The 24145-nt window shown below is 64.5% G+C and carries 19 protein-coding genes and 1 tRNA gene; 3 read left to right on the forward strand and 17 right to left on the reverse strand.

The genetic code is table 11. The features are described 5' to 3' along the window. Positions 1-29: 29 nt before the first annotated feature. From wecB to SD72_RS16775, 4 genes are all read right to left on the reverse strand, one after another. Positions 30-1268: a non-hydrolyzing UDP-N-acetylglucosamine 2-epimerase gene (gene wecB, locus SD72_RS02895; protein ID WP_232299621.1), complete on the reverse strand. Its 1239-nt coding sequence runs from the start codon at positions 1266-1268 to the stop codon at positions 30-32. A gap of 49 nt (positions 1269-1317) precedes the next feature. Next, positions 1318-3894, reverse strand: a complete 2577-nt coding sequence (locus SD72_RS02900; protein WP_042542892.1) for a LuxR family transcriptional regulator — start codon at positions 3892-3894, stop codon at positions 1318-1320. A gap of 1454 nt (positions 3895-5348) precedes the next feature. Beyond that, complete coding sequence (locus tag SD72_RS02905) at positions 5349-7418, reverse strand: InlB B-repeat-containing protein (RefSeq protein WP_198141832.1); 2070 nt, start codon at positions 7416-7418, stop codon at positions 5349-5351. 1331 nt (positions 7419-8749) lie between these two features. After that, complete coding sequence (locus SD72_RS16775) at positions 8750-9154, reverse strand: glycosyltransferase (RefSeq protein ID WP_157000429.1); 405 nt, start codon at positions 9152-9154, stop codon at positions 8750-8752. A 457-nt stretch (positions 9155-9611) separates the two neighbouring features. On the opposite strand from SD72_RS16775, the gene SD72_RS16780 reads away from it, so the two are divergent. Beyond that, the gene (locus SD72_RS16780; protein ID WP_157000430.1) at positions 9612-10118 is read left to right on the forward strand and encodes a hypothetical protein; all 507 of its coding nucleotides are present in this window, start codon (positions 9612-9614) and stop codon (positions 10116-10118) included. A 193-nt stretch (positions 10119-10311) separates the two neighbouring features. On the opposite strand, the gene SD72_RS02920 is transcribed toward SD72_RS16780, so the two are convergent. From SD72_RS02920 to SD72_RS02970, 11 genes are all read right to left on the reverse strand, one after another. Next, positions 10312-10387, reverse strand: a tRNA-Ala gene (locus SD72_RS02920). Between the two features lie 93 nt (positions 10388-10480). Beyond that, the gene (rsfS, locus tag SD72_RS02925) at positions 10481-10858 is read right to left on the reverse strand and encodes a ribosome silencing factor (RefSeq protein WP_042542894.1); all 378 of its coding nucleotides are present in this window, start codon (positions 10856-10858) and stop codon (positions 10481-10483) included. Between the two features lie 21 nt (positions 10859-10879). Further along, positions 10880-12307 carry a hypothetical protein gene (locus tag SD72_RS02930; RefSeq protein WP_042542895.1) on the reverse strand — a complete coding sequence of 476 codons (1428 nt, stop codon included), beginning with the start codon at positions 12305-12307 and terminating at the stop codon, positions 10880-10882. Continuing rightward, positions 12304-12906: a nicotinate-nucleotide adenylyltransferase gene (nadD, locus tag SD72_RS02935; RefSeq protein ID WP_420038410.1), complete on the reverse strand. Its 603-nt coding sequence runs from the start codon at positions 12904-12906 to the stop codon at positions 12304-12306. Before nadD ends, SD72_RS02930 begins: the two co-directional genes overlap by 4 nt. Then, a complete protein-coding gene (locus tag SD72_RS02940; protein ID WP_042542897.1) occupies positions 12906-13115 on the reverse strand; it encodes a hypothetical protein in 210 nt (69 codons plus the stop codon). The genes nadD and SD72_RS02940 overlap by 1 nt, the downstream gene beginning before the upstream one ends. A gap of 57 nt (positions 13116-13172) precedes the next feature. Beyond that, a complete protein-coding gene (locus SD72_RS02945) occupies positions 13173-14423 on the reverse strand; it encodes a glutamate-5-semialdehyde dehydrogenase (RefSeq protein ID WP_042542898.1) in 1251 nt (416 codons plus the stop codon). A 40-nt stretch (positions 14424-14463) separates the two neighbouring features. Next, positions 14464-15252 carry a glutamate 5-kinase gene (proB, locus tag SD72_RS02950; protein ID WP_420038407.1) on the reverse strand — a complete coding sequence of 263 codons (789 nt, stop codon included), beginning with the start codon at positions 15250-15252 and terminating at the stop codon, positions 14464-14466. Next, positions 15249-16757, reverse strand: coding sequence for a GTPase ObgE (obgE, locus tag SD72_RS02955; protein ID WP_042542899.1), 1509 nt, complete (start codon positions 16755-16757; stop codon positions 15249-15251). Before obgE ends, proB begins: the two co-directional genes overlap by 4 nt. A gap of 169 nt (positions 16758-16926) precedes the next feature. Next, positions 16927-17181 carry a 50S ribosomal protein L27 gene (gene rpmA / locus SD72_RS02960; RefSeq protein WP_042542900.1) on the reverse strand — a complete coding sequence of 85 codons (255 nt, stop codon included), beginning with the start codon at positions 17179-17181 and terminating at the stop codon, positions 16927-16929. A 28-nt stretch (positions 17182-17209) separates the two neighbouring features. Continuing rightward, positions 17210-17518, reverse strand: coding sequence for a 50S ribosomal protein L21 (gene rplU, locus SD72_RS02965; protein ID WP_042542969.1), 309 nt, complete (start codon positions 17516-17518; stop codon positions 17210-17212). A gap of 160 nt (positions 17519-17678) precedes the next feature. Beyond that, the gene (locus SD72_RS02970) at positions 17679-20726 is read right to left on the reverse strand and encodes an Rne/Rng family ribonuclease (protein ID WP_052492420.1); all 3048 of its coding nucleotides are present in this window, start codon (positions 20724-20726) and stop codon (positions 17679-17681) included. 264 nt (positions 20727-20990) lie between these two features. Here SD72_RS02970 and SD72_RS02975 point away from each other — a divergent pair, with 264 nt between their 5' ends. After that, entirely contained in the window at positions 20991-21599 is a 609-nt protein-coding gene (locus tag SD72_RS02975) for a vitamin K epoxide reductase family protein (protein ID WP_042542901.1), read from the forward strand. A 58-nt stretch (positions 21600-21657) separates the two neighbouring features. Here SD72_RS02975 and coaE read toward each other — a convergent pair whose 3' ends face one another. Then, positions 21658-22275, reverse strand: a complete 618-nt coding sequence (gene coaE, locus SD72_RS02980) for a dephospho-CoA kinase (protein ID WP_042542902.1) — start codon at positions 22273-22275, stop codon at positions 21658-21660. 44 nt (positions 22276-22319) lie between these two features. On the opposite strand from coaE, the gene SD72_RS02985 reads away from it, so the two are divergent. Beyond that, positions 22320-22919, forward strand: coding sequence for a DUF4126 domain-containing protein (locus SD72_RS02985; protein ID WP_042542903.1), 600 nt, complete (start codon positions 22320-22322; stop codon positions 22917-22919). 220 nt (positions 22920-23139) lie between these two features. On the opposite strand, the gene SD72_RS02990 is transcribed toward SD72_RS02985, so the two are convergent. Beyond that, a partial coding sequence (locus SD72_RS02990) for a S1 RNA-binding domain-containing protein (RefSeq protein WP_042542904.1) occupies positions 23140-24145 on the reverse strand: 1006 nt, incomplete at its 5' end.

The following is a 24145-nucleotide window of genomic DNA, read 5'->3' on the forward strand; positions in this document are numbered from 1 at the left end:
GCAGCACTTTTCGCTGGCTCTCGCCTGCCTCAGGGCGCGAGGTGGCTGGCGGACACTGCCGCGACTGCCCGCTCCGGTGTCGCGCCAGCGGCCAGCGCCAGACAGAGTTCCGCGATGCGTTCGCTTGCGCGACCGTCCCCGTATGGGGACGCGATCCGACGGAGCCAGCGTTCACGGTGCCGATCCGCCAGGGCCGCCAGTGCCTCCGCCAACAGATCGGCCTCCGGAGGCACCAATCTGGCAAATCCCGTCTCGATTGACTCCGGCCGTTCGGTGCTGCGCCGCACTACCAGCAGCGGTTTCTTGAGGACGGTGCACTCCTCTTGGAGTCCGCCCGAATCTGAGAGCAGCAGCCGAGCGCCGCGTGCGCTCTCGAGGAACTCCGCGTGCGAGACCGAGGGAACCATGTCTAGTCGCGTTGCTCGTTCCGCCAGCCCGAATCGGGTGATGGCCGCCCGGGTGCGAGGGTGTGCCACCAGGCGAACCCCAAATCCTCGATCGCTCAGCGCAACGAGTGCGTCCAGGATGCGGCCGAGCGCTGCAGCCGAATCGGTGTTCTCAGGGCGGTGAATCGTCGCGAGCACATCCGGGGCGGCTTCTGCCGCGGCCAGGCGAACCTCACGGCCCGAGTCAAGACCCGCGAGTGACTCCCGGGTCGACTCCACAATCGTGTTCCCAGTTACCAGCACGCGCGCCGGGTTGACCCCCTCGGCGCGGAGGTTCTGCGCGTTGTGCTCTGTCGCGGCACAGTGCACATCGGCGATCACACCCGTGACCAAACGGTTTACCTCCTCCGGCATGGCTCGGTCGTGGGACCGCAGGCCTGCCTCTACGTGGACCACGGGGATCCCGGCGTAGTGCGCTGCCTGAGCCCCGGCAGACACCGAGTTCGTGTCACCCTGCACGACAACCACCGCGGGCGGCCGCTCAGCAAACTCGGCTGAGAGGGCGGCCAGCGCCGTCGCAATCTGTGCGCCCCGGCTCGCTCCTCCCACACCAGAGATGAGCACGTGCGGGCTGGGCAGCCGGAGCTGGGCAAAAACCCGCGCGGACAGTTCCGCGTCGTAGTGCTGACCGGTGTGGATGAGCCGCGCCCGGGCCCCGAGTGCTCGGATCACCGGGGCGAGCTTGATGATTTCGGGGCGCGTTCCGAATACCAGGGCGACGTCTCCCCCGCCAAGGTGTTCCGCGCTCGCCGGGAGCGGCGTGGGCATCGTGCTGAGCGTCGGGATGGGGTGGTCGGGAGGCAAAAGGATTTGCGCGGGCATCTTGTCAACCTGTTCTATGCGTGTTTTGCGTTGGTGTTGGGCGGCGGGGTCACTCGGAGAGCACATTGGAGACGTCCGCTCGGTTTCGCGCGCCTGTCTTGCGCAGGATGCGGTGTACGTGGGTTTCCACGGTGCGAATGCTGAGCACCAGGGTGTCAGCGATCTCCCGGTTGCTGCGCCCCGCTCCGAGGAGCAGGGCAACATCGTTCTCTCGCTCCGTGAGCTGCACCTGAGTTCGAAAGCGCACCGATCGGTAAGGGCCATCCGTGAGCGTTCGTTCGAACGCTCTGCGGTGTCCGGCCAGCACTGGGTCTCCACCGTCCGGGAATGCGTCCACGTCCCAGCTGTTCGCCCGGTCGTAGAGGTGCAGGGCGAGTCCGCTCAGCCCAGCGTTGCGCAGTTGCGCGGCGATCGCGGGAACCTCACTGGCCGAGCGCAGTTCCAGAGCTGCCAGCGCGGCCAGGACCGGCCGCGCCACGGCGACATCTGTCTCGGATAGACGGGCGACAAGTGCGTCGTTCCGAGAGACGCAAGGGGCAATCTCAACTGAGCTGAGCATGTGGAAGATCGCGGAGAAGCGCGCCCCCCGCCCCCAAAGAGCCTCGGCCGCGTCCCAGAGGGCGTCCGCCGCCGCCTGGGACCGGTTTTGGTGCACTGTCTGAGTTGCCTTCGCCCACGCCCGCCCCTGCATGGGGAGGGCGCCCTCCGGGAGCCGAGCCTGGCGCATCGTGGCGAGATGCCCCTCCGCCCGGTCCGGGTGCCCCATCCGGAACGAGAGAGCCGCAGCCACGCTCTCCAGCATGAAGCCGGCGGTGCTTGCCCCGAGGAATCGTGGAGTGCCTCCGAGCGCGAACACCGAGGCCAGGAGCCGTTCCAGGGCTTCGAGTCGGCCGTCTCCCAACAGGCAGAGGGCGAGAACCGCGGCGTGGGTTCGCTCGCGGTCGGCAGAGAGAGCTGCTCTGGCCTGGTCCAACCCGTCCCGGGCCCAACGCTCCGCAGCCTTTGCATCCCCGAGACCGATAGCGGCCACCGCGTCGAGCGCCTCGAGTTCCGCATCGACGCCATCGGCGCCCTCACCGCTGGGCAGGGAGCGGGCGAATTCGTTTCTCGCCAGTCCCAGGCGGCCTGTGACCACGAAGAGAAGTATCCTGCCGCGCCGCAGCACATCACGCACCCCTGCGGGAAGCGCGCCATCATCCGCCAGCGTGCGCTCAGCGTCCGCAGGTACCCCCTCAAAACGAATCCGGAGCACCGCAGCGGTGGCTGCGGTCGCCCGCGCCCACGGGCCATGGACTGCGCCGACCGTCTCCAGTTCTGACAGGGCTTCCGTAAGGTCCCCGGACGTGGTGACGCGCCACTCGGCCCGGAGCATCACAAGCTTCGCGGTGTCCTCGGCGTTGCTCCCCCGACCCGCGTGCAGCAGCACGGCCTCAATCTGGGCGGCTGGAGCGTCCGCACTCGCCAGCGCTCTCGCGAAGCGAATCGCGGACCCAGCATCCTGCTGAAGCTCCCAGGCCGCGCCAGCGCTTCTGGCGCGGTTCCGCTCCTGTTCCTGAACCAATCGGGCATGCACCAGGTTGTGTTCCGAGGACGTCGGCCACCTCGCCGACTGATCACGCGCGAGCAAGGCGCGACCACGGTCCGGGGCTCCGGTTCGGCGGGCGATGCGTTCCTGCAACCGAAGCCGTCGCACGGTAAACGGCTGCTGGCGAAAGTACTCACCCAGTAGCGGGGGGAACACGGTGATGAGCCGCTGTTGATCGGATGTGGCGACGCGGAGCAAGCCCCGCTGTTCGAGACGCTCGATGTTGTCCCAGCCAATGAGCGCTGCCAGAGCATCGCCATCCGCCGTTTCCGCGAGGGAGAGGGTCTCTGCGGCCTCGCGGAGTCCCGAGGGCAGCGGAGTCAGCAGAGTGTCGATAACTCCGCGGAGGGAGGGATCCCAGAGGTCCCCGGTAACGGTCCACACACCGCCCGCCTCGCTGAGCCGTCCGTTCTCCATGGCTGCGTCGACGATTCGCAAGGCAAGTCCGATGATGCCGCCGGACTTGACGAGGATGCGTGCTGTGGTCCCGGGGTCGACGGCGCCGCCGAGGCGGTCGCTCAACACGAGCCGAAGATCCTCAAAGTCCAGTCCCGCAAGCTCGAGAGTGACCGCCGGCTGTGAGGAGGGGGATGCGCCCCCTCCTCGCCGCCGCGGAGCGCGCCCGATCTGCGCGATGCCCCGCACGATCGGCGTCCCGTGCATGCTACGCAGCCCGTCAATTACCGACCAGGAGGCCGCATCGACCCAGTCGCTCTGGTCGATGATCACGACGGAGCGCTGCTGCGAGGTGCCGAGTACCTCTTCGATACTCTGCCCCAGCGTCGGCACGCTGCCGTGGGAGAAACGAAACCCGGAGACAAACAAACTCCCGTAGGGGGTGTCCCGCAGCGCGGCGACTCCCCGCAGCCGGATTGTCCGCCAGCCTTGCTCCTCGGCTCGGTGCGCCAGCTCCTGCAAAAATCTGCTGGTTCCGATGCCGCGGGATCCGAGCAGATCGAGGCTGCGTCCCGTGTGCAGCACGGCGCAGGCGCGCCGCAGCTCCGGTTCGCGGCCCCGAAGGATTTGGGACGGTCTGAGCATGGGCGTCTCCTAATCGCTGTGGCAGGTCGTGAATACGGTGGGCGCCCGTCTGGGGCCGACTCCGGGTGTGCCCCGGTGAGAACCACCCAGAAGCTTGCGTGGAGTCAGCCATCACCAGCTGGGATGGGTGGAGCTCTCGGGTCGTGCCTTTGAGCGACCGCGGCGCGAGATGTGAATTACAGAGGACATCGCCTCGCCACGGTGTGACCTGGGCGGTGCCCCCTCCCTCTCCCAGTGTGGGCCTGGAAAGCCAGGGGCGGTCCTGCCACGGGACGAAGCCGAGTCTTGAGCGCAGATCTGCGTACTCCGGGCCTCGTGTGTCCATGGTGCGAACCAACACCGTACGTAGTGACTCGGCCGCACCCTGATCACGCACCCCGAGTCATACCCCGGGTCGCAGCCAGCACGGCGACCGAGCGAATCACGAAGCAACTCGGCGGCATTGGCGGCTACGGGTCTTAGGACAAAACGTTTCGATGGGATCCTGGTCTAACCGGACCACCATGCGTTAGACCAAAGAACGTTGTGCCCCGGCACCCTGAATTGTGCCCAAACAACAATCACGACCCGCAGCGAAGTACGCAACAACACCCGCGTGAACAACGGGAGAACCGCGGCGGAAACGCACCGTAGGAGTTGCAGAGGCTACCTCGCGTCACACAACCCTTGTCGACGGCATATACAACGGGTCTTGGTGCACCCTCAGCAGCGTCACCGACCCCCTCTAATTCCTCTCCTGAGAATGATGCGACACAGAACTCCGTGCAGCCTTGGCAAGCTCTCCTGTCCCGCATCCATGACCCGTCCGCAGGCATAGGGGACGACGGGCAGGGGCCAGGTCAGCGCCTCATGAAGGGTGTGGCCCGCTACAGCTAAAACGTGACTTGATGACGCCGAAGGGCGCTGGCTGCGAACCGGATGGGCCGGACGGGCATGACGCGCCCGGACCTTTGCACACCTTTTGGCCGATAACCCGGAACGCGTAACCCGCCGTTTCCGTGAGCGTCCCCCGTAGACCAGGAAAGCCCTGCCGAAGCGGGGCTTTCCTGGTCTACGGGGGATCTGAGGGGAATCGAACCCCTAACCCCTGGACGTTTCTGTTCCCCTCGCTATTTCGACGGATCTCGAAGTTCTTCGAGAAAACTCCACATCAGAAGCCGAATACAAGAAATGAGGATTTCCTCACTTCGAGCCTATTCGGCTGATTTCGATGCGCCTAGAGCAATATCGAGCTCGCCAAGGGCAATGCTTATGCGCGCTAGGACGGCACAACGCGACGACGCGAGACGGTGTTGACAACGCCATACTCGCCAGAACCCGAATTCCAATCCATCAGCGAGTCCGGGGAACATCGGGAAGCTGGAATCGGGGCAGAGCGCCGCCGTCGCCACACCCCATCTGCCTCGAGGATGTCCCGATGCGCGATAAGGGTGACCACGAGCGAACGCGGCCCATCACACGCTCTGAACTGCCCGTTTGTTCCTGCGACGCTCGAGAAGAAGCAACACCCCCAGCACAAGAAGTGTCACGGCCGCCACACTCGGGGCACTCAACGGCACACCACCAGTACCCGCAAGTCCACCCGTGCCCGTGTGCGTTCCCGGCGAGACTGGAGTCGAGCCCGACGGGACTGCGGGATCAGACGGCAGGACCGGCCTGCTCTCGTCATCGCCCTGCACCTCAATCTTCACAGACGCTGACACGTCACCGACCCGGGCGGTAATCACGTGCGGGCTCGCCGTGGGGAACCTTACGGTCATGCCGTCGACAATGTCAGTCTCGACGTCACTCGTCAGCATCACGTCAGCCGCATCGATCTCCACCGGATTCTGCGCAGCGTCAACGCCCGTCACGGTGAACTCGAGTGTCCCGCCCCGGGCAACCGTCAGCGCCGACGGGGCCACAGAGAGCTCCGCGATCGGCCCTGCGCCAACATTCACCAGCACTGACGCGGTCGCTCCGTCAAACGCACCCGTGAGCGTACGCGCGCCCGCCGCACCCACCAGCACGGTCGACCCCTTCACCACATCGCCAGGATCCGACGACTCCAGGGTCATTTCGTTGGTCACATCGACTGTTCCCCCAAAGGGGGCGTTAGCAGCAGCACGTACGTCGATTGTGTCGCCCGATGCTGGGGAGTTCGACGATGGGGTGAGTGACAGCGTCCGCTTCTCCCACATCGCATACACCGTTACCTCGGCATCCGACGCAATCGATGACAGCAGGGTGCTCGCGCTCACCCGAGTCCCTGAGCCGTCGGCCGCAGTGTTCCACTCGCGGATCACCGCACCGCTCGCCGAGGGGACAGGCAGTTTCCCCAGCGTGGTCCCGTTATTCGGACGAGTTTCGACGGCGCCCGCGCCGTCTCGGTTCGGGTTCCACGTTACCTCGTAGGCAGTGACCTTCCACCCCGCATATAGCGTCATGTCTGAGGTCACCTCACCAGTCATGTCATACGGAATCTGAGCCTCCGGGTCCGCAAACCAACCAGTAAAGGCGTACCTGTCCCGCGACGGAGTCGCGGGCACCGGGACCGGGTTTCCGTGCGTCACGGTTGCGGTAGGTGTCGCGGGGCTGCCGGGGCGAGCATCGAAGGTGACCGTGTATTCCTGAAGCGCCCGCCCCTCGGCCTTCGCTGTGGAGGGTTCAGTGTCGGTGCGTGACAGCGTCACCGTCACCATCGAGGCCTGGTTCGGGGCAAGCCCGGTCACGGTCACGACCCCCTCAGAAATAGACACTTCACCGTTGTCCGTGACAGCGGTGAACTCCGTGTTCTCGTGAGCCAGAGATTCGTAATCGCTGATCCGGGCCGTCCAGCCACCGGCAGTCGCTACCACGTCACTGATTTCAAACCTGACTGCAGGCTTCTTCGCAGAGGAAGCTGTGAAGTGGGTCACGCCTTCGGCCTCCCCGTTCCGGGCGGAGAAAACGCGGACCGTTACTTCACGATTTGGAGCGAGTCCCGAGACGCGCAGCGTGTTAACGGAGAGCGAGGCCATACCAGCCTCTGGTTGTTCCACCCGGTACGAGGCCCAAGCATCGTAGTTGGTAATTTGGGCGATGAATCCGTCCGGGGAGGTCCGCGTCACTAAGAGCTCCGGGATGCTGCTTGGCGCTCTCAGCGCGTACGCAGAGGCGGTAGTTGTCCCCGGTTTCCAGCCGGGACGGGATGCCGTTACGGTGACACTTGCCAGGCCGGCTGGCGGAATACCCGCAACGGTAACTGTGTCGCCGACCAGCTCCGCAGTTGGTGTCCCTGGAAAGGGTGAGGACGCTTCCAGGCCGTAGCTCAGCTCCGGATCAAAGTTCGTGATCTTGACAGTGAATCCGTCCGCGGTCGAAACCGGAGAGGAAAGGACGGGGTGGACGGGCTCAAATCCCGCGGACCCTTGCCTCGTCGCGGAACCGTCAAAGTGGCCCGCCTTCGATGCCGTGACTTGAACCTCGGCCTTGGCCCCGACTGCGAGCCCGGTCACGGTTACCGTATTCCCTTCCAGTTCCGCCTCCCCCTGAGTGGTCGACACGCTGTATCGAGCTTCGGGATCAACGCTGCTGAGCTCCAATGTGAAACCGTCAGCGGTTCCCACGGACTGACCGAGGCTTACTCCCACGGCGGTCAGTGGCAAGGTGCCCGCAAATGTCCTAACGCTCGGCATGCTATGGCCAATTTCATTCACCGCGGTGACTTGCACGAACACCGGTTTTCCGTGAAGCTGCGCGTAACCTGTTTGCGCTACGGGAATGACTCCTGCCGAACCGGCTTTTGTGACAACGCCCGGCCAAATGGTTGGACCCGCGTGCTCATCGATGTAGATGGGGTGTATTACGTACTCAAGCACCGGGGAGTCCACTGGGTCCTTCGGTTCTGTCCAGGAGACTTGAATTTCGTTCCCCACTAGGACCGCTTCCACGTTGCTCGGGGGGTCTGGTACGAGTCTCGGCTGCACGAGGAGCCGGGTGGATTCCGCGGATTTCACGTCACCCGGCAGAACACGTTGAAGACTCGCCCAGTATTTTTGATGCAGAGTCAACCCCGAAAACGTGCAAGCGTCGGAGTGGGCTGGCCTCTCACACGTCTTCACGATTTCGCCACCGGTTTCAGCGTTCCATAGGTTTACAACGACTTTGCCTTCCACTCCAGGGTCACCGCTGCCGAAGAACCAAGCCACTTTCGCGAGATTACCTTCCGCCTCAACTTGGCCGAACCGCGGAACCTGAGGAGGCTCAATAGCCGCCGAAGCAGCAGCGCCTGCGTCGTCACCGCTCGAGGCATTGAAGCTGCCTGCCCGTTCGTTCACACCAGGTGCTTCAAGCTCACCGTCATCACCGACGGGATGCGCAGGCCCCTCGGTACCCGGGACCCGCGTATCAGTTGCGGATCCCTCGGTACCCGGGACCTGCGCATCAGTTGTGGATCCCTGTTCCGGAGCAGTTTCGGAACCCGATCCATCCCCCTGCGGGTCAGCTTCGGCCCCCGATCCATCCCTCTCCGGAGCGACTTCGGGCGCCTCCTCCTGCGGCTGCTGAGGTGCCTCAGGCTCGGCCTGGGCGACGATGGCCGGAGGCGTTGCCTCCCCCTCGTCGGCAATCGCGGGTGCGGCGGCACTCAGCAGTGCTGCAACAACGAGCGCCATGCTCACCTGTAGTTTCAAGCTACGCAACATTAGTTGGCTCCAGTCTTCGAGTGTGATGATTCGCTGCCCGGGGCACCCGAGTGGGTCGCGCCTGCGGTGGAGGTATTCATGATGACCGCGTCCAGTGCCCCGCTCCACCCGACTCGGGCGGTCACCTCAGCCTTGTCTTCGGTCCGCCCCGCCTCCACGAGCGGAACTTCGTGTTCGAGCGCGTTGTGCACTCACCCGTGCCCGCCGTTACTCACGAACACATCCGTGAGCGGCAGGAGCTTATCGAGCGGAAGGTACGACGTGACGCGGACATTCGCGAGCAACGGCGACGGCAGCGTATCGACCGGACGACCTCCCGTGGACACAACCACTAGTACGTCTTCGTTCACAAGCCCAGCGATCGCGGGTTCGATGAGCTGCGCGTAGTCGCGGTTTGCCACGGTCCCCTGGCTCACGTGCACCACGGGGCGACTCCCCTCAAGTTCGCCCCACCAATCAGGGAGCTCGCCCGTAGACGGGACGGTGCGCGAAACCGGGCCCACGAAGTGGACGCTCTCCGGAAGGTTGGAGCGCGGGTATTCGAACCCCGGCACGGAGAACTGCATGATCGCATCGGCGTTTTCTTGCCCACTCATAAAGAAACCCTCGAGAGGTTCACCCGTCGCCCTCAGCATGAGTTACTCGGCCTCCTTCTGCATCTTGCCGAAGATGACCTTTCGGCGAGGACACGCAGCAGGGAGTTTCTGATTCGCCCGAGCGGGCCCATGAACATTGGATCCACCAACACTGCGTTGGTGGGCTCCGAAGCGAGCTCGGCCTCAAGCGCGGCGAGTTGACTCGGCGCCGGGCGCAAGAAGATGGCGGAGATGTTGTAGCGAATCCCGGCAGCCCCTGTCAATCCCACTCGATCGGGGACGGCGGCATCCATATCGGCATCGTCGTAATCGGCTTCTGCGGGAAGCGGCGTCACATGCCCATGAACGGGAATGCTACAGGGAACAACAACGGACACGGGGGCCTTTCAGAGCGCGTGGAGGCGCAGCCCGAAGACTCCACCCTACTGAGTTTTCATTAAACCATAAAGGTGGTCAAATGTCTGCAACTCCTGGCAACATAGCCCCGACACGTACGGACCGACCCCCGCTACGCGACGAGCGGGCGGCAGAGACCAGCTTCACAGCAGTAGCAGGCATCGATTCCCTCGCGGCCCATGCCCCGGTGGTCGAGATAACAGCCGACCGTGACAACGCCCGCTATCTTTCCGAAATCACGCACTTCGTCGCAGAATCAAACCGACGCAGTGGCCGCCGGCGGGCGGCACTGGTTCCTGCAGTCCTCTCCGGCCCGAAACTCGGCGCAATGCTCGACGAGCCGCAGCAACGCCGCTGCGCAGACATCCTCGCCCTGGTCGACGAACTCAGGGCTAGAGGCCTCGCAAGCTCCATCGTTCCGCGCCAAACACACGCAGACGCGCTCAGCTTCATCCTGTACCCCGAGGGAAACGAACAACTCGCCCACGACACACAATGGCGCCAGGACGCCTACGAGTCCTGGCTTGTCCGCGCCGCCCGAGCACCGCCAGCACCGCCACTCCTCTGAGCTGCCACGATACAAACACACGCGATTCGAGACCCGGCCAAACAGGCACGACCCCTCAGGCCCCGGGGCACCCGACCTCACCCGAGGAGTCCAGAAACGAGACAAGGCCCGGCGTGAGCCAGGCCCTTCACAAGTGGATCCGTGCGAAGCCACTCCGAGACGCCAAAACGCCCCGCGTGAGCGGGGCGTTATTTGGTGGATCTGAGGGGATTCGAACCCCTGACCCCCTGCATGCCATGCAGGTGCGCTACCAACTGCGCCACAGACCCATTAGGGAAGTCGGGCGAGTACTCGCCCGACAACTCTTCTATTCTACACCAAGCATAATCGCGGCACGCAAATCGACGCGCCAGGCAAAATGCCTACGATGCGGCAGTCTCGATCATCGACGAGACGTCGATGATCGGCGCATCGTGCCACAGGCGCTCGAGCTGGTAGAACTCGCGTTCTTCCTCGTGGAATACGTGCACCAGAATGTCACCAAAGTCGAGCAGCACCCAGCGTCCACTCTCGCGACCCTCGCGACGCACTGTGCGCACGCCAGCCTCATTGAGGTCGCGCTCGATCCCGTCAGAGATGGCCTGGACGTTGCGCTCGACGCTGCCCGAGACGATCAGGAAGGTATCTGCGTAGCCGAAGAGTCCGGCGACATTGAGTGCGACGGGGGCCGTCGCTCCCTTTCCGTCTGCCGCGCGCACGGCGATCTTCAGGTCGGTAAGCGTCTCTGGCGCATCTGCCATGCGGGTGCCTTTCACAAGCATTTAGCCGAACAGTCCCTGGGTTGCGGCGTACACCACAACACCAGCGACGACAACAATGAGACCGCCGCCGGAGAGCGCAAGGATCAGCGGCACTTTGCTGCGATCCTTCGTTGGCTCAGCGACGACGGGAACCTCTGGCCTGCGACGCGCGCTCACGGCGCTCATCGCGGAAACCGGCATTGGGCCGGAGTCCGAAGCCGCAGCGATCGATTCAGTGTGATCGCCGGTGAGGAAGGGGTCGTAGTCGATTGAGTCGTGGATACCGGAGTGTCCACCGGTCTCCCCCATCGACTTCGGAAGTTCAATCGAGCCCGTGACAAACAGCTCGCCTGTCGCGCCGAGCGGTCCAGTGAGGCTGCCGGTGTCACCGGGGTGCGACGGAAGGATCAGCGCCGAGGTGCCAGTGCCACCCGTGCTCCCCTCCTGCGCGACGGCCCTGGAGATCAGATCGTCAAAGTCACCCGATTCGCCTGGGGCGGTGATCGACGCGGCCCGCGAGGGGTCGTCGAACACTGAACGCCACTCCTCCGGGGGCTTGATGTCGGGGAAAGAGTAACCGGCAGTGTCTCTGCTGGTGTCTTCCTCAACAGCTTTAACGTTCTCATCGGCGAGCTCCGCTTCGAGCGGCGCCTCTGCGGCGATCTCCGCGTCGGCTGCACCCGCAACGTCTTCGGTGTCGGCTTCAGTGGCGAGCTCATCAGCGTCAACGGCGCTCGCGTCGAGATCCGCTGCAGCGAGGTCGGGGTCGACGTCGACAATGCTCGTCGCATCGATCGGCGCCTCGTCTTGCACTTCAGCGTCGAGGTCGACCTCGTCCGCCTCGACGGCCTCTGACTCGGCCTCGGGCGCATCGCCCTCGCCGAAGAGGTTCGCGACCGCTTCTGCGTCGCCTGTCGGTGAGGTCGGTTCTGCCGCGTCGAGAATGTCTTCGAGCGTGAAGGCCTCGGTTGGGGCGTCAAGCTCGATCTCCGACTCGATCATTGCTTCTGGTGCGTCAGGACCAAGGAGGTCTTCAACGCGGAGCGCCTCGGTCGGTGCGTCTGCGTCTGCGACCGGCGCGTCTGCGTCTGCGTCCGGAGTGGCCGCAACTGGCGTCGCCGTCGGCCGCGTCTCGGGCGCGTCGGATGCGTTTTCTGGTGCAGCCGCTTCGCGCTCTGCGAGGATTTCAGCGATGGCCGCCTCGCGGAGTTCTCGCATCTCTCGACGCGTGCGCGGCGTACCGTCCGCGTTCAGCGGATCGATCTCAACCTCGATGCTCGCGCCGTCACCATTGGGAGTCGCTGCAGCCTGCTCAACAGGCTCCTCTGCTACTACCGATGGTTCACCGGCTGCGGCTTCGTCTGTCGCCTCAACGCCTGCCCGCTCTGCCTGCTCACGCATCCGCAATTCGCGGCGCGTCAACGGGCGTTCGTGCTCTTGCTCACTCATCTGTCTGTCGCTTCCTCGGAATACAAGCCATGCTTGGCGATGTACTGCACCACCCCATCTGGTACGAGATACCAGACAGGGTAACCCCTCGATACTCTCTCTCTGCAGTCCGTAGACGAGATCGATAGTGCCGGGATCTCAAGCAAGCTTACGTTATCGTGTGAAAGACCTGAGAGAGACAGCTCGTGTCCAGGCCGTGAAACAGCGATGAAATGGGCAAGCTCCCAGAGTTGCTCGACATCTTTCCAGCTCACAATCTGCTGGACAGCGTCCGCTCCTGAGATGAAGAACAGCTCAGCGTCTGGCATCAACTGCTTGAGATCCCTGAGCGTGTCGACCGTATACGTCGGTCCGTCGCGGTCAACGTCGACACGGCTCACAGTGAACTGTGGGTTCGACGCTGTCGCAATGACGGTCATGAGATACCGGTGTTCGCTCTCAGAGACGTTGCTCTTCTGCCAGGGCTCGCCTGTCGGGACGAACACGACCTCATCGAGATCGAAGCTCTTCGCAACCTCGCTAGCGGCGACGAGGTGGCCGTGGTGAATTGGGTCGAAGGTGCCGCCCATCACCCCCACACGTCGCCGAGTAGTCACGATTAGTGCTGCTGCGCCTCACCGTGCTCGCGGGCGTACGCCGCTGCCTTTTCCGAGTGACGGTTTGCAACATCCCGGAAGGAGAACGTGATCGCCGCAGTGACCAGGAAGATCGTGAAGACGATGACACCGTAGGCGGGTGCCGGAATCGGCAGCTCGGTGACGACGTGGCTTGCGCCCTCGGCTGCTGCAATCGTGGCTGCAAATGACATGTAGAGCCCTGACCTTTCCTGTGGCAGAAATACTTACAACCAGCCTACAGGGTTTGGCTAGCGAATCTGCCCAGTGCCACGCACAAGCCACTTTGTACTGGTGAGCTCGGCGAGCCCCATCGGGCCGCGCGCGTGCATTTTCTGCGTAGAAATCCCGACCTCTGCACCGAACCCGAACTCGCCACCGTCCGTGAACCGTGTGGAGGCATTCACCATCACAACGGCGGAGTCGACCTCCGCAAGGAAGCGTTCTGCGTTCGCGAAATCGTTCGTCACGATCGTTTCCGTGTGCTTCGTCGAGTACGTGTCGATGTGCGCGATGGCCTCGTCGAGCGAATCGACAACCCGGACCCCCATCTCGAGATCGAGGTGCTCAGTCGCCCAGGTCTCGTCTGTCGCGACACCGGTTGCCCCCGCGCCCCTGGCGCGCTCGTCCCCCAGAAGCGCGACTCCGCGGAGGCTCAGTGCATCGAGCACGCTCGGCAGCATCCGCTTAGCGGCATCGCGGTGGATCAGGAGCGTCTCCGCCGAATTGCATACGCTCGGCCGGTGCGTCTTCGCGTTCACGGCGATCGCGTGAGCCATCGCCTCATCGGCGGTCGCATCAATGTAGACGTGCACGATGCCGGCGCCCGTCTCGATCACCGGCACCGTTGACTCGTTCACCACGGTCGCGATGAGGCCTGCGCTCCCCCGCGGAATGAGCACGTCAACGAGCCCGCGGGCACGCATGAGCCTGGCGGCGCCCTCACGGCCGTATTCGTCGATGGTCTGCACAGCCCAGGGGCTGATGCCCACGCGCCTAATTGCCTCCTGCATGAGTCGCACGAGCACGCGATTCGATTCCTCAGCGGCCGAGCCGCCCCGGAGTACTGCCGCGTTGCCGCTTTTCAGCGCGAGTGCCGCGATATCAACCGTGACGTTCGGGCGCGCCTCGTAGATCGCGCCGATGACGCCGAAGGGTACGCGCGTCTGCTGGATCGTGATCCCGTTCTGGAGCGTGCTCCCCCGCACGACTTCGCCGACGGGGTCGGGCAGGGCGATGATCTCCCTTACCGCGCTCGCAAGGCCGCGAATGCGGTCCTCGTCGAGCTTCAGCCGGTCGAGCAGCCCCTCACCGATGTCGTTCGCCGCGCCACGGGCGAGGTCACGCTCGTTCGCAGCGACGATCTCTGGCACGGCACCCTCGAGGGCGAGCGCGATGTCCTCCAGCGCGGCGTTCTTGGTTGCCGTCGTGGCGGTCGCAAGCGTCTTGGAGGCGCTCTTTGACAGGCTCAGGAGTTCGACGAAGGCATCGTTGCTAGACATGCTCCCATTCTAGCCAGGAGCAGCCACCGCACCGCAGCCGCTAGCGCGCAGCGGCGCCGAAGAGCGTACCGTGATCCTCACCGTCGAGCACTGCGGCAAGTAGCCGCGCCTCGGTGAGCAGCACCGTTGTCCCAGCGTCGGCGGCAAGCCGCGCGGCCTGCACCTTCGTCGCCGCTCCTCCGGTCCCCCAGCCAGACTGACTCTCGCCAATCTTCACGCCGTCGAGCGGGTCACCGTAGGCAACCTCCGCGATCCGCTCCGCGCCAACCACGTCGGGCGGCAACGTGTAGAGCGCGTCGACGTCGGAGAGCAGCACGAGCTGGTCGGCTTCGACGAGCCGGGCCACGAGTGCCGCGAGCCTGTCGTTGTCACCGAAGCGGATCTCGTGGGTCGCGACCGTATCGTTCTCATTGATGATCGGCACCGTGCCGAGGGTGAGGAGCCGTTCGAGCGCACGCCGGGCATTGCCGCGGTGCGTCGGGTTCTCCATGTCGTGCGCCGTCAGTAGGACCTGGCCCGCCACGAGATCGTGGCTACTCAGTGCCCGCTGGTAGCGGTTGACGAGGATGTTCTGCCCGACGGCAGCGGCAGCCTGCTGCGTGGCGAGGTCATCGGGGCGTTCCTCGATGTCGAGGAACGGCACGCCGGTCGCGATCGCACCACTGGAGACGAGGATCACCTCTGCTCCAGCGGCACGCAGCCGCGCGAGAGAGTCGACGAGTGTCGGGATCTGAGCGGCGTTGTCGCCGCTCACCGACGACGAGCCGACTTTTACGACGACTCGACGAGCGGCGAGCAGCGTCTCGCCGCGGCTCAGACCATCTGTCACTCGTCCGACTCCCACATCCCTGCCTTGCGCTCCTGCTCAAGCTGCTCACGCGCGGCAGCCTTTGCGTCCATCAATTCGTAGTAGTCCGAGCGGCGTTCCTTGTTCGTGCGTCGGGCTGGCCCATCGAATCGGTCGTCGCTTCCGCGAACCCCGACCTGCACCTCGGCCGCGCTCGTAAGCGACGGCTCCCAGTCGAACACGACGCCTGAGCCAGGGCCGATGATCACGGTTGAACCGGACACGGCCCCAGCCTTCACGAGCGCGTCTTCAATCCCAAGCTTCTGCAGGCGATCCGCGAGGTACCCGACAGCTTCGTCATTACGGAAGTCGGTCTGCTGTACCCAGCGCTCAGGCTTCTGCCCAAGAATGCGGAACAGTGTCCCGTACGAACCGCCCTCTGTGACGACACGGAAGCCGGCCTGGCGATCCACTGCCTTCGGGGTGAGCACGATGCGCTCGAGCCGCTCAGTCTCAGCGATGGCCTTGTCGCGTGCGGTCTCAACAACCTCGGCGAGAGCGAAGCCGAGCTCACGAAGCCCCTCGCGCGAAGCGGTCGAGATCTCGAAAACGCGATACCCCATTGCTTCAAGGTCAGCACGGACGAACTGTGCGAGCTCTCGCGCCTCAGGAACGTCGATCTTGTTCAACGCAACGAGCTGTGGCCGCTCGAGCAGGGGAACCTGCCCCTCGGGGACCTCGTATGCCGCAAGCTCCTTCTTGATGACCTCAAGATCGGTGAGCGGATCGCGGCCAGGCTCAAGCGTTGCGCAGTCAAGCACGTGCAGCAGCGCAGAGCAGCGCTCGACGTGGCGAAGGAAATCGAGGCCGAGCCCCTTGCCCTCACTCGCGCCCTCGATCAGCCCGGGAACGTCGGCGACCGTGAAGCGGTGCTCCCCGACCTCGACCACACCGAGATTCGGGTGGAGCGTCGTAAACGGGTAGTCGGCGATCTTCGGCCGCGCCGCGCTCATGGCGGCGATCAGGCTCGACTTGCCTGCGGAGGGAAGACCGACGAAAGCAACGTCTGCGATGGTCTTGAGCTCGAGCGTAACGTCGCCGGCCCAACCGTCGGTTCCGAGCAGCGCGAAGCCTGGCGCCTTGCGCTTCTGGCTTGCGAGCGCGTGGTTTCCGAGCCCGCCAAGACCGCCCTCGGCGACGACGAATCGTGTGCCGGGCTCCGTGAGGTCGATGAGCACTTCGCCCTCGGTGTCCTTCACGACCGTGCCGACAGGCACGCGAAGCTCAAGATCGGTTCCGTGGGCGCCAGCGCGATAGTCGCCGGCTCCGTACGCGCCGTTTTCGGCGGTGCGGTGTGGTCTGCGGTGGTACTCGAGCAGTGTGGTGACCTGCGGGTCAGCAACGAGCACGATCGTGCCACCGTTGCCTCCTGCGCCACCGTCTGGGCCAGCAAGCGGCTTAAACTTCTCGCGCCGTACCGAGACACAGCCGTTCCCACCACGGCCCGCCTGCAGGTGCAACTGCACCTGATCTACGAACGTCACCATGAGAGATTCTCCTTCCGACCCGAAGACGCGCTCGAGTAACTACATTGTGCCGGACACACGTGTCCAAGCGACGCCGGATTACGTCACGCGTGAGCCATTCAGGCTCACGCAACCCGGCCAGATACGACAAAAGGCGAGCCGAAGCTCGCCTTTGTCGATACCGATCTGCTTACGCAGTGGCGACGATGTTGACGACCTTGCGGCCACCCTTCGCACCGAACTCGACTGCGCCCGCAGCGAGAGCGAACAGCGTGTCGTCTCCGCCACGGCCGACGTTCGCGCCCGGGTGGAAGTGAGTTCCGCGCTGACGCACGATGATCTCGCCGGCGTTTACCTGCTGGCCGCCGAAGCGCTTTACGCCGAGGCGCTGCGCGTTCGAATCGCGGCCGTTCTTGCTGGAGCCGACGCCCTTCTTGGATGCCATTGGTCTGTCTCCTTAGAGGTTGAAAGTGTTACTTGATGCCGGTGACCTTGAGGCGCGTCAGATCCTGACGGTGCCCCTGGCGGCTCTTGTAACCGGTCTTGTTCTTGTAACGCTGAATGACGATCTTCGGGCCGCGGAGGTCGTCGAGGACCTCTGCGGTGACCTTCACCTTTGCGAGTGTCGAAGCGTCGCTCGTCACCTTTTCGCCGTCGACGAGAAGAACTGCTGGGAGCTCAATCTTGCCCTTAGCATCTCCCGCTACACGGTTTACAGTGATGATCGAGCCAACCTCGACCTTCTCCTGCCGTCCGCTTGTGCGCACTACTGCGTAAACCACTTGGTCACCCATCTCTCGAGGATCGTCTTAATCGTGTCGAATCGCGAACCCGTCACGATCGAAGTCATACGTGCATTTCCCGCCTCAAAAGCGAGTACGCACAACGGTCAATAATAACGCGGAAACCCGCGATCGGTCAAATAGGGGTCGGCGTGTCAGCCTAAGCTTCGCCGCGACCCGGGGTGCGAGCGTCGAGCGCGTCGAGCAACATGCGCTCAGGATCGAGTGCACCTCTGCCTTCTGACGCGCCAGCTGCCTGCGTGTTGGCGCGCTCGGCGCCGCCTTCCTCGGCCGCCCCGCCAGCGGGAATACCCGCACGCGAAGCGCCTGAGGCTGACTGTGCTCGCGACGAACGGGTGCGCGGCGCGCGCCCCTTCGACGACGAACTCTGCTGCTCGGCAGCGTCGGGCGCAGCAGTGACCTGCTCCGCCTGACCCTGCTCGGCCACACTTGTTTCTGCAGCGCTCTTGGCTGCGCCCTGCTGCTCACGAGCGCTCTTCACCGCGCCGCGCTGCGCTGATTCGCGCCCAGCACCGTTTTCCGAGCCGGAAGCCTCGGCGGGATCGGCAACCTTCTGCGAACCAGCAGGGGCTCCGGCTCGCGAACTCACGCGCCGGTTCTTGGCCTTCGAAGCGCCAGCTGGCGGCGCATCAGGAAGCGCGTCGAGGACGCTCTCAAGCACAGCGGCCGGTGCGACCGAAGCTGCGGGAGCCACGGAAGCTGCGGGTGCGTCGTCCGACGCCTTTGCTGCAGGAATCGTTGAGGCGGCAACCTGGGCGAGCATATTCTTCGCCCCGTCGCTGATGGCGTGCGTCTGGGCCTTAGGCTCGCTGGCTGCCTTGGCACCGTTCCCGTTGCCGTTCCCGTTGCTATTGCCGCCGTTGCCGTTGCCGTTGCCGCCACTGTTTCCGTGGTTGCCACTGTGCCCGTTGCCGCCGTTGCTGTTGCCACGCTTCTGGCGGCCAGAGGACTCGCTGCGGTGACGCTGGACGGGTTCGTGGTGCACAATGATGCCGCGGCCAGCGCACACATCGCATGGCTCGCTGAACGATTCGAGCAGGCCAAGGCCCAGCTTCTTCCTCGTCATCTGCACGAGACCGAGGGAGGTTACCTCTGCGACCTGATGCTTCGTGCGATCGCGCCCAAGGCACTCGACGAGCCGTCGCAACACCAAATCGCGGTTCGACTCGAGCACCATGTCGATGAAGTCGATCACGATGATGCCGCCGATGTCGCGCAGCCGCAGCTGACGCACGATCTCTTCCGCAGCCTCGAGGTTGTTCTTCGTGACGGTTTCCTCAAGGTTTCCGCCAGCGCCGACGAACTTGCCGGTGTTCACGTCGACCACGGTCATGGCCTCAGTGCGGTCGATGACGAGCGAACCGCCAGACGGGAGCCAGACCTTCCGGTCAAGGGCCTTCGAGATCTGCTCGGTGACGCGGTACTGGTCAAAAATGTCGCGCTCGCCCTCGTAGCGCTCGACGCGCTGCATGAGATCCGGAGCAACATTCGACAGGTAGTTTCCGATGACCTCGTGCGTCTCTGCGCCCTCGATGCTCATCTTCAGGAAGTCCTCGTTGAACACGTCACGCACAATCTTGATGAGCATGTCGGGTTCGGAGTGGAGCATCGCAGGGCCGCCACCCTTCTTCACGCGAGCCTGAATCGACTCCCACTGGCGGGTGAGGCGCTCAACGTCGTGCGTGAGCTGATCCTCTGTGGCCCCCTCAGCGGCGGTGCGGACGATGACGCCTGCGCCACTCGGGAGCACCTCCTTGAGGATCTTCTTCAGGCGGGCACGCTCAGTGTCGGGAAGCTTGCGCGAGATGCCATTCATGGCACCGCCGGGAACGTACACGAGGAAGCGCCCTGGCAGTGAGATCTGGCTTGTGAGCCTCGCACCCTTGTGCCCAACGGGATCCTTCGTGACCTGCACGAGCACCTGGTCGCCTGGCTTCAGCGCGTTCTCGATCTTGCGGGCAGTGTTGCCACCCTCAAACTCCGACCAGTCAACCTCGCCGGAGTACAGCACTGCGTTGCGGCCGCGACCAATGTCGACGAACGCGGCTTCCATGCTGGGAAGTACGTTCTGCACGCGACCGAGGTACACGTTGCCGATGAGTGACGACTCGCTCGAACGCGCGACGTAGTGCTCAACGAGCACATTGTCTTCGAGCACGCCGATCTGAATCCGGTCAGCGGTCGTGCGCACGATCATTTCGCGATCGACCGACTCACGGCGGGCAAGGAACTCCGACTCGGTGATGACCATGCGCTTGCGTCCGGCATCGCGGCCATCGCGGCGGCGCTGCTTCTTCGCCTCGAGCCTGGTCGAGCCGCGCAACTTCTGCGGCTCAGTGATAACGGGTGCCTGGCGCTGCTGGCGGCGCGAATCGTCCTCGTCGTGCTCCGCTGCTGCTGGCTTGCGACGATTGCCGCCGCGGGTGCTAGCCGCATCGCGGCCGCCGCGGTCGGCGTCACGGTCGCTTCGCTCGGTGTCGCCGCGGCGATCACGGGCGGTGCGATCGTCGCGCTCCGACCGTTCGGTGCGGTCGCCACGCTCACGCGACTCGCTCCCGGGGAAGCGGGAGTCGAGAATGTCATCGAGCTTGCGCAGCTCGTTGCGGCGCGGCATGGGCTGCACGGGCGGGACGTCTGGCGCGAGGAAGATGAGTCGCGTCGTCGCGCGGAAACGCTGCTCCGGCGTCATTTCACCAAGCGGAAGCACAAGCGGGAGCCCGTCGGGAAGCGGCTTCACTGCGGGTGCAGCCTGAGCAGCGTCCTCAGTTGCATCGCCCGACGCTGCCTGGACGGCCTCATCGGCCTGATCGCCAGACCCTGCAGCCACGTCAGAGTCCGCGGCAACAGAAGCGTCAGCGGGTGCTGACTCCGCGGGCGCCTCGACAGCGGCAGTGTCCGCTGCGGCAGCCTGCTCGGCCGCTGCTGCTTCCTCTGCTGCTGCGGCCTCGGCCGCTGCCTTCGCTTTCGCGGAGGTACGCTTCGTTGCCGGACGCTTGCGCGCTGCCGGCGCTGGCTCAGCAGCGACAGCGGCGTCGTCTGCCAGTGGGCTCAGCGACGCGTCGTCGACGGTAGTCGCTGCGGGAACTATCTCTTCGTGAGGAGCTCCTTCGGGAGGGGCGGTAGTAACTACACCCGTCTCTACCTCAGCGCCGGTAACGTCCTCTGTGTTCTCTTGTGTATTCACCATTACTGGTGTGCTCCTTTAACCCCGACCCTGAGGTTCGGGGAAACCAATGTTGTAGGCGGTGATTCACCGCGAATTCGTTGTGCACTCACAAGCTGCGAGCGTTCGGCAGATGCCGGCAACCACCGTGCGGCGGTCAAAGACTGTACGTGGAGCGCGCCATCGTGGCGTTATCCAACGGTAACCATTATGTCACGTCCATCCTGAACTTTGCAGGAAGCGCTCGCGCGGCGCGTTGTCTCAGGAAGCGCCGGTTATTATCGACACATGAGCGCTACTGAGGTACAGGCCCCACGGGACCGCGGCTTTGCGATTTTCACCATCATCCTCGGAGCGATCGGGCTGTTCGCGGCCTTTGAGCTCGCGACCGAATACATGAAGACGCTGCAGCAGCCCGACTACATCGCGAACTGTGAGCTCTCCGTCCTCGTAACCTGCGGCCCAAACATGGATTCGCCGCAGGGCTCGGTCTTCGGGTTCAGCAACACGATCCTCGGGCTGATGGCCTTCGTCGCACCGATCGCGGTCGGTGTAGCCATGCTCGCGGGCGCTCGCTTCTCGGCCTGGTTCTGGTGGCTCTACCGCGCAGGACTCGCCCTCGGCACGTTCTTCATCTTCTGGCTCTTCTCGCACAGCGTGTTTACGCTCGGCACACTCTGCCCGTGGTGCATGGTCGTATGGACCGTGATGATCCCGCTGTTCTTCTTCACCGCATTCCGGCCTGAGGCTCGTGGCTACTACAAGGCCTCCCCCGGCCTCACCAAGGCATTCGCTGCCGTGAACTCGTGGGCGTGGGTGCTCGTGCTCGTGTCCTACCTGGTCATCGCAGCGGTTGCGCAGTTCCAGCTCAACTGGTTCGCCGAGTTCAGCCGCTAACCCGGGGCACCGGGCAGCGCCCGCCTACGGGCGGCCCAACTATCGCGCGAACGGCCGACTATGAGGCGGCAGCAAGGCCTTCCCACAGCGCATCCACCTGGGCGATCGTGTGCGCTTCGCTCCCGGAGGTATCGATGAGCACGTCTGCGACCGCACGGCGCTCAGCATCGCTGGCCTGATTCGCGATCCGCCTCCGCGCTTCGTCTTCAGCCATACCCCGCAACGCCACCATCCGCGCGACGCGGGTCTCAGCAGGTGCGTCAGCGACGACAATGGTGTCCCATTCGAAGCCGCTTCCGCCTGATTGCGCGCCCGTCTCGACGAGCAGCGGAATCTCGTACACCACGACAGCGTGAGGGTCTCGCTCTGCTGCTGCGGCGACGAGCTCCTGGACGAGCCTACGCACCTCGGGGTGCACGATTGCGTTCAGGTCTGCAAGCGCCGCCTCGTCACGAAACACCACCTCGCCGAGCGCTGCACGGTCGAGAGAGCCATCGCCGCCGATGAGGTGATCCCCGAATCGCGCTGCAACGCGTGCCAGCCCGGCCGAACCCGGGGCAACCGCGTCGCGTGCAAGCTCATCTGCGTCGATCCGCACCGCACCGAGCTCGGCGAGCCGCCGCCCCACTGTGCTCTTGCCGGAAGCGATCCCACCTGTCAAGGCAATAAGTTGCATACGCCAACCCTAGCGTGGCCGTACGCTAGACGCAGGAGGCCAACATGCTCGAAGCCATCACCGGGTTGTCGCTCGCCGCTGCAGCCGGACTCAACGCGTACATTCCGCTCTTGGGCATCGCCCTGCTGTCGCGCTTCACGGGGCTGCTGACGCTGCCAGAGAACTGGGCATGGCTTGAGAACGGGTGGGCGCTTGGGATCCTCACGGCGTTGCTCCTCGTCGAGGTGATCGTCGATAAGGTCCCGGCGCTCGACACCGTCAACGATGTGCTCCAGAGCGTCGTGCGGCCCGCCTCTGGCGGCCTCGTGTTCAGTGCGGGCGCGTCAAGCAGCAGCGTTGCGGTGAGTGACCCCGAGGCCTTCGACACCGCGTCTGCGCTCTGGCCGTTTGTGATCGGCGTCGTCATCGCGCTCATCCCGCACATCATGAAGCTCGTGGCCAGGCCGATCGTGAACCTCGCAACGGCAGGCATTGGCGCTTCCGTCATGAGCACACTCGAAGACATCACCGCGGTCATCGTCACGATCCTCGCGGTACTCCTCCCGCTCGCCGCCCTCGCCGTGATGGTGCTGCTCATCGCGTTCGGCATACGGCGGGTAAAGCGCATTCGTGCGCGGCGCACGCTCGGCAACTCGGTCACGTAACCCAGTCGCGCAGCGCGGTCCCGCAGCCCAGTCCCGCAGCGCGTTCCCGCAGCCGAGTCGCGCAGCCCGGTCCCGCAGCCCAGTCGCGCAGCGCGTTCGCGCAGCCCAGTCGGGTAGAGCTCGGCTGTGGTCCGCCGCAAGATCCGCTGCGACGCGCACAAGCGCCCAAACAGCAAAAGGCCCGGCTCCCCTTGCGGGGGCCGGGCCAGTTGCTTAGGACTTAGTTGCCCTCGAGCTGTGCCTTCAGCGCAGCAAGTGCCTCGTCGTCAGCAAGCGCACCGGTCGAAGCCGAGTCGCTCAAGAAGTTCGAGGAAGAGGAAGGCGCATCAACAGCGGGTGCAGCTGCCTGCTCTGCGAGCATAGCGGCGACCTGCTTCTTGTGTGCTTCCCAACGCTCCTGAGCGGCAGCGTACTCGAGCTCCCACTTTTCGCGCTGGGTCTCGAAGCCTTCCTTCCACTCCTGAGTCTCAGGATCGAAGCCCTCGGGGTACTTGTACTCACCGTTCTCGTCGTACTCGGTGGTCATACCGTAGAGAGCCGGATCGAACTCGGTGCCCTCGGGATCGAGGCCCTCGTTCGCCTGCTTGAGGCTGAGCGAGATGCGGCGACGCTCGAGATCGATGTCGATGATCTTGACGAAGACTTCCTGGCCGGCCGAAACGACCTGCTCAGCAAGCTCAACGTGCTGACCCGACAGCTCGGAGATGTGCACGAGGCCCTCGATGCCGTCTGCGACGCGAACGAACGCACCGAACGGAACGAGCTTCGTGACCGCGCCCGGAGCAATCTGACCGATTGCGTGGGTGCGGGCGAAGACCTGCCACGGATCCTCCTGCGTAGCCTTCAGCGAGAGCGAAACGCGCTCGCGATCGAGCTCGACCGAAAGCACCTCGACGGTGACTTCCTGGCCAACCTCGACGACGTCGGAGGCGTGCTCGATGTGCTTCCACGAGAGCTCCGAGACGTGCACGAGGCCGTCAACGCCGCCGAGATCGACGAACGCACCGAAGTTAACGATCGACGAGATGACGCCCTTGCGAACCTGGCCGGGCTTGAGGTCGGCGAGGAACGAGGAGCGCGTAGCGGACTGGGTCTCTTCGAGGAGCGCACGACGCGAAAGCACAACGTTGTTGCGGTTCTTGTCGAGCTCGAGGATCTTGGCCTCGATCTCCTGGCCGAGGTACGGGGTGAGGTCGCGCACGCGGCGGAGCTCGATGAGCGATGCG

This window comes from Leucobacter komagatae, from assembly GCF_000834055.1.
Classification (GTDB): Bacteria; Actinomycetota; Actinomycetes; order Actinomycetales; family Microbacteriaceae; genus Leucobacter; species Leucobacter komagatae_A.